Annotated in this window: 4 protein-coding genes; 1 reads left to right on the forward strand and 3 read right to left on the reverse strand. The window is 47.6% G+C overall.

Going from position 1 to position 8,290, the window contains the following annotated elements:
• Together NG833_RS25490 and NG833_RS25495 are read right to left on the reverse strand one after the other, a co-directional pair.
• Positions 1 to 2,972 (reverse strand): tetratricopeptide repeat protein (locus tag NG833_RS25490; RefSeq protein ID WP_254568080.1); only part of this gene is annotated, 2,972 nt, incomplete at its 3' end.
• 479 nt (positions 2,973 to 3,451) lie between these two features.
• Complete coding sequence (locus NG833_RS25495) at positions 3,452 to 4,183, reverse strand: Uma2 family endonuclease (RefSeq protein ID WP_254568081.1); 732 nt, start codon at positions 4,181 to 4,183, stop codon at positions 3,452 to 3,454.
• 283 nt (positions 4,184 to 4,466) lie between these two features.
• On the opposite strand from NG833_RS25495, the gene NG833_RS25500 reads away from it, so the two are divergent.
• Positions 4,467 to 6,260, forward strand: a complete 1,794-nt coding sequence (locus tag NG833_RS25500) for a hypothetical protein (protein WP_254568082.1) — start codon at positions 4,467 to 4,469, stop codon at positions 6,258 to 6,260.
• 107 nt (positions 6,261 to 6,367) lie between these two features.
• On the opposite strand, the gene NG833_RS25505 is transcribed toward NG833_RS25500, so the two are convergent.
• A complete protein-coding gene (locus tag NG833_RS25505; RefSeq protein ID WP_254568083.1) occupies positions 6,368 to 7,159 on the reverse strand; it encodes a DUF4114 domain-containing protein in 792 nt (263 codons plus the stop codon).
• Between the last annotated feature and the right edge of the window lie 1,131 nt (positions 7,160 to 8,290).

Raw genomic sequence — 8,290 nt, forward strand, 5'->3', positions numbered from 1 at the left:
TCCGCCTCATCCCAGTTGCCGCGATTTCGCTGGATATCTCCCAACTGTCCCGTAGATGTTGCCATCCCCGACTTATCGCCCAATGAGGTTTCAATTGCCAGACATTGCTGATACAGACGCTCCGCCTCATCCCAGTTGCCCCGAAGTAGCTGGATATTTCCCAAGACTCCCCAAACGGCTGCCATACCTGACTTATCGCCCAATTCGGTCATCACTTCTAAATATTGCCGATACAGACGCTCCGCCTCATCCCAGTTGCCCCGAAGTAGCTGGATATTTCCCAAGACTACCCAAACGGCTGCCATACCTGACTTATCGCCCAATTCGGTCATCACTTCTAAATATTGCCGATACAGACGCTCCGCCTCATCCCAGTTGCCCCGTTTTCGCTGGATATCTCCCAACTGTCCCAGCGCATCAGCAATGGTTTCTCTCGGATTTTTTCCTTGTGCAATTTCTAACGCTTCTAAAATATATTGTTCTGCTTCATCCCAATTTCCCAACTGGTAATGGACTTGCGCTAACGTTATTAGCCCATCTGCTGCATAATTTGGATTGAGGTTTGCCTCTTGTAAAACAGCATTCTTTATTGACGTGCCTCCTCCCAACCGGATGGAGTAATTCATTAGAGTCATTCCCAATTCACCTGCCTTACTTTCATCACCCAGGTGAAATGTAAAAAGGAAAGATTCCTGTAATGGACTAAGTTCTTGTAAACTCTGGGGAAGTTGAAAGCTGGTAGTAGAGCGAAAAAAACGATTTACTCGTTGGAATAGCTGAGGCAGCCGCTCGGATTCGCGCTCCATAAAATCTGCAATCACTTGATGCAAGTCATAAAATAGCTCACACTTTTGCTCCTCATAACGCATCTGCACCAGACTGTTATCGACTAAGCCCTTGACTATCAACTCGGTTGCGCTAATTTCTTCATCTGTAAACTGAATCGGTTGATTAGACATAGTTAAACGGTTATCGGTTTCCCATTCATCTTCATACAATCGCAAAAATGTCAATCCTCGCAGATCCGTTGCCACGCGCAAGACGCACATTCGCCGCAATAAGTTTAAACTTGCCTCACTTTGTCGTTCTAGTTGGACTTGCAAGATGGGTTCTGCTTTTTTAGTGACCAGTTCCGGATGTTTTCGCAGATAACCGGGTTTACCTCTGGCAACTGCTGCTAATTGAGTCAGCAAAAAGACATGGCCCTTGACTCGCTCGGATACCCAACGCAAATCTTCCTCCTTATCTTTTAGGTGACGCTTCCTCAACAGTTCTACCCCCGCGTCAATCTCAATCCCTTCCAGCGAGTACACAAACACCAAATCGGGATCGGGTTCCGTACCTTCGCAGCGACTATCAGTTAAATCAACGGGGAATTCTCGACTGGTGAGAATCAGGGTTGAGCAATGATTGCCGTAAGCAAAGGCATGAAGCAACTCGCCCCATTCTGGAGACAGCGCTTTACCGCAGTCGGGATGGTGAGCGGGGTGTAAAATATCTTCCAGGTTATCCAGCACGACTACGCTGCGCTGTTTTGTCAACCCCTCCAGAATTTTGGTGATTTTTTCCCCTGCGGTTTTCAGGGGTTCCGGGGTTTCGATGTCTAATCCCCGCAGGAGAAACTCTGCCACGGCATCAAAACTGGTCCCTTGGTAGGTTTTTAAATACAATGCTTTCTGATAGGGACAGGTGGCGGTGAGGGTAGGCGGTTGCAACTGCACCCCCAAGGTTTCCAGGAGTTTCACCGCTAAACTGGTTTTGCCGATGCCCCCTTGTCCAATCATCGTCAGCACTTTCGGGGGAGTTTCGGGGGCCAGTAATTTGGTTTTTAACTCCTGTAACAAAGCATCGCGCCCCACCCAAACGGGGATTTCAGCGATGGTTTCTAGTCCCACTGTCTTCGGTTGTTCAGAGGGTTCTCGACTTGCCGGAGAATAACCGGAATTCGGGTCAACGGCAGGATTGCGCCACTGCGAGGGTAGGGGTGGATATTTCACCTCCACTACCACTCGCGTTTCCTTCGTCTGGTTCTCTATACAGTTCCGCAATTCCGCGATCGCCCTTTGAATCGCCACGGTGTTTTCCTTGATTTCCCTCACTTCTCCTAAGACGGTGGCAATTCCTTTCCCCAATGCCTGAAATTCGCCTTGGGTTTCTGGAGTTCCGGGTTGCAGTTGTCCTAAATGTTCTAACCGAGTCAATGCTTGGTTTAATTCGGACTGACTTTTTCCCACCTGCTGCAACTGCTGGAGAATTTCACTGTGTTGCTGAACCATCTTGTTGTGCAGTTCCCGAAATAGGGAAATGGTCAGTTTGGCGAATGCTTTCCCCCCGGTTTCAAAGTCATCGGCGAGGGTTTCGCGCAAGGCAATGGAAAATCTCTCTCGCAGTCGGGTGGCAACCTGTTCGCGGGTGGTGTCTTCTAACTTAACTTGGGCTAATTCTTCTAACCAGTCCCACAGCAAGTATTCCCATTCCTTTGTTTCGAGAATAGGTGTTTGGGGATTGAGAATAATCTGGGAGAGTTGGTCCTCGGTTAGGTCACCATAGGGGTTTCCCGGTGCCTCTGCCTCTCCAGTGATGCGCTTTTCAGCTTCTTTTACCTCGCTGGTGATGACGATTTCCCAGTTATCTGCTGCTGCTTGTGCCAATTTTTTGAGGGCAGTTTTCTCGGTGTGGTACTGGGGTTCTCCCGCCATTCCTAGGATAATGGCCCCGATCGCCCGTCCCACTGCTTTGGTTAAGTCATGGTTGATGAGAATACCTTGGTTTTTGCCCAGACTATCGGTGATGTTGCCAATATCGTTGGCGACTAATCCCCCAGTGACTCCAGTGATCATACTGCTGATGAGGGGAATTGCAGCAGCACTGATGCCGACAGATGCTAAAACCGGGGCACCGCAGCTTCCGGCAACGAGTAAACCGCCACAGGTTAACAGGCGCTTTTCGACTTTTCCCAGTTTAAATGGCATGGCGATGCAGGGGGAATGGGTATTTTCAGGATAGCCCTGTCCAAGAGGTAAATTTGATGACGAAAAATCATTGTTTCTTGTAGGGGCGCAATGCTTGCGCCCCAGGGCGTATGCAATACGCCCCTACAAGAAACAATACACCTTGACAGGGCTAGTATTTTCAGGATTATAACGCGCCCTGGGGATAAAACCGTTCACCCCTGCCCTATCCAGAGATTCGGCACCGGGTTGTCCTTCAGAACTGAGATATTGCACCATGCTCAACACCGGCGGGGGTTAAAACCCACGCCTAACAGCTAAAGTCGGTTGAAACCGACTGAAAGTCTTAGGCGGTGGGGTTTTTAGTCGGTTTTAACTGAGATATTGCACCATGCTCAACACCGGCGGGGGTTAAAACCCACGCCTAACAGCTAAAGTCGGTTGAAACCGACTGAAAGTCTTAGGCGGTGGGGTTTTTAGTCGGTTTTAACCGACTTTAGCTATGAGGCGGGGGATAAATCCCCCGCCGGTGTTGATGCTTGCACAAACCCTTGATGTTCAGGTGAACTGATTCCTTGTTGCAAAATTGTCAAAACTTGCTGCATATTCCCTTGGATGAGATTGGGAATATCCAACCACAATCCGGGGAAGACTTGAGAGCGAATTATCCCTTGCTCATCAGGCAAGACTGATACATAATCCCCGTCTTCTAAGCGAAACCAATCAATTTTTTCATCAAAAACTTGCCATATAATATATTCTTTCACCCCATTGCGGCGATAGGCGCGTTTTTTATCCCCGAGGTCAATGGCGGCGCTACTGGCGGCAATTTCAGCCACGAGTTCCGGTGCGCCTTGGATGTATCCCTGTTCGTCAAGGGTGGATTGTCCGCCGTTTTCGGGGCGAATTAATAAGACGCCATCGGGTTGGAGTTCGTTTTCTAAATCTAGGCGCACGGTGGGTTCAATTCCCATCTGAACTTGGGGGGTGGCAATTTTATAAGTCCACAACCACCCGATTAAATCACCATGAGGTTCGGCATGGGACCGAAAGCGTAAGGGGGATGCCATATAAACGACTCCTTCAATGAGTTCAGCTTTTTTGATATCAGGCATGGCGTGATAGCGGCGCTCAAATTCGGGACGAATCAAGCGATCGCCATTTTCTAAGGGGGGTAAGGAGTGAGCGGGTTTCACCTGAGAGGCGATCGCTTGAGGTTGGGTGGATGTCATCGCAATACTCTCCATCACTGCAGTACAAATTATATGTCCTCTTCAGCACAGCGCAGGCAGAGCTTTTTTGAGACTGCCCCATCCGGCTGCTGGTTCTGTTATTTTAAAGTGATGTTTTTATGATAAACCCCCTGAGTTGGGTTTGGAGGTCAAGGGTCCCCTGGAGTGTTGAATTCGGGGACTCCTGGCGGATTTTTCCTGGGAAATTAACCGGGCGATCGCTGAGGGTTTTTTTCAGGTAATATCTGAATTGTCAATCCCCTGAAAAAAGCAGCAGTTCTTTATGAATTTAAACAAGTTGACGGTTCAAGACATTCAAGAATTGGCCGATAATCCGACTATTTTTGACCAAGGTCAATTGTGCTATGAAAGGAAGTCGGTCGATCAGTTTTATCTATCTGGAAAAGGTATTACGGCGAAGATCCAGACTAAACAAGGTAACTACAGTGTAGAAGTTCGCACGGGTGGGGGAACTCTCACGATGAATTGTACTTGTGCTTATGAGGGTGCGGTTTGCGATCATCGGGTGGCGGTGTTGTTGTATGCAATTTACGGTGACCCAGATGATCCAGTGGGGAATGATGAGGATGAGATGGAGGCGATCGCAGAGGATTCCTCACCGACAAGCACTCCCGATGCTTTGGAAGTGGCATTGAGAGGGATGGGGGTTGATGAATTGGTGAAGATGGTGTTGCAATTTGTGGAGGAATTTCCCGAGGTGCGTCATCTGCTGCTATCTCAAGTTAACCTTTCCCCGGATATTAGGCAGAAAAAATCGACCCCAAACGTAACGGCAAAAGAACTTAAAAAAGAGATTAAAAACTTTTTTGAGTGGACTTATCAAAAGTTGATAGAGGAGGAAGAAGAAGATTACTATGACGACAGTTATTATTATGATGACTATTATGAGGAAGAAGATGAGAATGAGGATAAATTAGACTTGGACGAGGTTTTCGAGTTAGCAGAAACCCTCAATTTACGAGACCAGCTTGATGTGTTTTGGTCGGTTGTGACTTGGGCTAATCACTACTTTGTAGAGGAAGAATATTTAATCGGGGATGAGGAAATCACTCAGGCATTAGAGCGATTTGCTCGGGTTGTGTTGGCTTTAGAAGAGAGTGGAACTCAGAAGCAACTCTATATTAACTCTGTGGTGGCTCTGCTTGATTGGGAGATGTTCCAGAGCGATGAACTGGATGGGGTGATTAAAGATACCCTGGATATCCTTTGCACGACCCAGGAAGATTATCACTATCTGATTAAACAGTTAGAAGGTTGCTATCATGAAGATGCTGTAGATTGGATTGCCGACTGTTACCGCAGGTTAGGGGATGAGAAAAATTATTTACGGTGGCGTGAGTCAAATTTAATCCGGCCCTATCAGTATTTGGAGTTAGCTAGTTATTGGCAGGAACAAGGAAAGCTTGAAAAATATAGGGGGACGTTAGAACGATGGGTCTCTATGTACAACCTGGACAAACTTGATAGGGATGATTATGGAAGCCTGCAAGATTATTATACTGACCGTAACCATCACCAGATCATTTTGTCTAAATTAAGTGATTTTTATCAAGAGAAAGGGGACTCGGAGAACCATTATCGGATGTTGATGCTGAGGTTGGAGGAAAATGGCTATTCTCTTGATTTGTATCAGCAGATTAAGGAGGTGGCTACGGGGTTAAAGCGGTGGTCACTGGCACAGCCAAGGTTATTGGAACTTGCGTCCACTAATCTGGACTGGTTAGCGGAAATTTATTTATATGAACAAGAGTGGGACAAGGCGATCGCCTTATCTCAAAACTCTAATTGTGGGCAGTTTACGGATCTGAATATTGCGAAGGCGGTGAAGGAACATCGCCCTGAAGGGGCGATCGCCATTTATGAGAAGGTGGTGATGCAGTATATCAAGGGTAAGACGCGATCGAATTACCAGACTGCCGCCATGTACGCAGAGACGCTCAAATCGATTTATTTGGATATAGTAAAAGATGCATCCCTGTGGCAGCGTTATATTGATAAGCTCCGGCAGACTTATCGCGGTTATCCGGCGTTGCAGGATGAGTTTAAGGGGTTGTAGAAGACAAGAGGGGCGATCGCCTTGATGAAAAGCGGGTCTACCCCCCCTCAACGCCATCGGCTCAAACACCCTATTCGAGAACAGTTTTTTCTGGAGTTCATGCAACCTTAAACTTCTGAATTTTGCGCGCGTTTGCGAAGCCCTGCCATTGCACCCGTAGCGATTAGCCCAATCATTAAGGAAGGTTCTGGGACGGAAGCCTCTGTCGTTACCCCTTTGACGACAAACACGACGTCGTTGAAATCGAGATCGCCACCGCCGATAATGTCTTCAAACCCGAGGAGCAAGTAGTCATCAAAAGTATATCCAATCACGTGGGACAGACCCCCGGGGTTTTGCTCCGGGTCAAATCCGAGGAAATTTTTGCCGCCATTGGCACCGTTAGACTTCACGAAGAAATCAATAAAGGTATTTCCGGTGAAACTGCCCAAATTGCTCCCTTGTCCGAGTTTCAGGGGTCCATTACTGTTATGCAGAATGCTCAGGGGGGAGGAAATATCATCAAAAATCATGTTTTTGCTGGTTCCGCCATCTACCGAGTAGAATAGCTGATTCCGGTAGCTTGCTCCTTCATTGATGAAGAACACTTCTACATCTTGAACGCCACCGCTCCAACGCAGTTTACTCAGGTCCGCTTGAGGGCGATCGAGGGTATTGAGCTTCTTACGCTCTACGTTCACCACACTGTTAAACATATTCCAAGTATCGAAATCTAGGCGCAATAGACTGCTGGGGGCGCTTGTATATTGAGCATCATACTGGGTTTGAGTCACCTGAGCGGAAGCGCTTTGAGCCGTCAAAACGCTGGCGGTGGTGGCAACCAACGCCATTAACCCTAGGGTGCATTGGCGACCGATTGTTTTGAGCGATGAAATGTTGTTACTGATTTGAGCGTTCATGATTGGGGTCTCCCTGTTCCTGAACAATAAGTTTGAGTAATTTTGTTGCCAATGTAGTTGTCTGGCAAAACAGTGTTTGCGTACCTGCACCCCATCTGATTTTTATGGTACGCCGATTTGTCATCAAAGGCAAGAGTAAAAAAGGCTCTTTTTCGTAACTTTATGTTTGATTGGACTTTTTTAAAGGGTTAGTAAATTTCCAAGGGTTTGGGGTGTTCAAGTTGATCAAAAGAGGGCGACATTTAGGGGCTTTATGCTCTAACCTAGGACATCGCTTCAGGATTTAATCAGTAGGACCAAAACGGTGTTTCGGGGTTACTGTTTCTCCTGGGTTGCTCAGGGGGTATAGACGGTAGGGGGCTGTTGACTGAAGCCCAGACCGAACTGATCCAGGAGGGGTGGAAGGTAACCCGATACTAGAGGAACTCGATTAAATAAACTCTGCAAAAAACCCACAGGCTGTTCGCGTAGCGTTCCGTAAGGAAAGCCCGGAGGCTATAGGGACAAAGCCTGTCCTGAGCTCCGTCGAAGGGCCAGCGGGCGCGGGCTAAAACAGTCTAAGGGAACTCCAAAAAATAAAATACCCAAAAAACCCGCAGGCTGTTCGCGTAGCGTTCCGCTTAGAAAGCCTGGAGGCTCACAGGACAAAGCCCGCCTGCGCGGGCTAAAAGAGTCTTGTTAGGTGCGATCGCATCAAAGCAAGGATGATTTATTTGTTGGAATACCCTAATTAGATGCTTAACCATCAGATTTGGATGATTTATTTGTTGGAATACCCTAGAGGGAGTGCAGAGGGATAGTTGTTTACCACTTTTCTAGCCCGGATTGTGAACTCAGTCTGAGTGCCGGTTGAATGTCTAAAGGTTGATCCCCCGGGAACGGGATTCTCGGGGGCCTTCCCTGGACCCGGGCGATCGCCCAGGGACTTTCTAAGGTCCGATCGGATTGGTTCACGGGTTGAAAAAGCACATATCAGAGATAGCTACTTATGAACTGGACAGTGAAAAGTTCTGTATAACCCAGAGGGGCTCGCTCTATGGCCTAAAAAAAATGGACCGGCATAAAACCAGTCCATAAGTCATACAGGGCTTGTATTCTAAGCTAACCAGTGTTTCCATTATGCAGCCAAAA

Origin of the sequence: Oscillatoria sp. HE19RPO (genome assembly GCF_024220515.1) — a bacterium.
Lineage (GTDB): Bacteria > Cyanobacteriota > Cyanobacteriia > Cyanobacteriales > Laspinemataceae > Laspinema.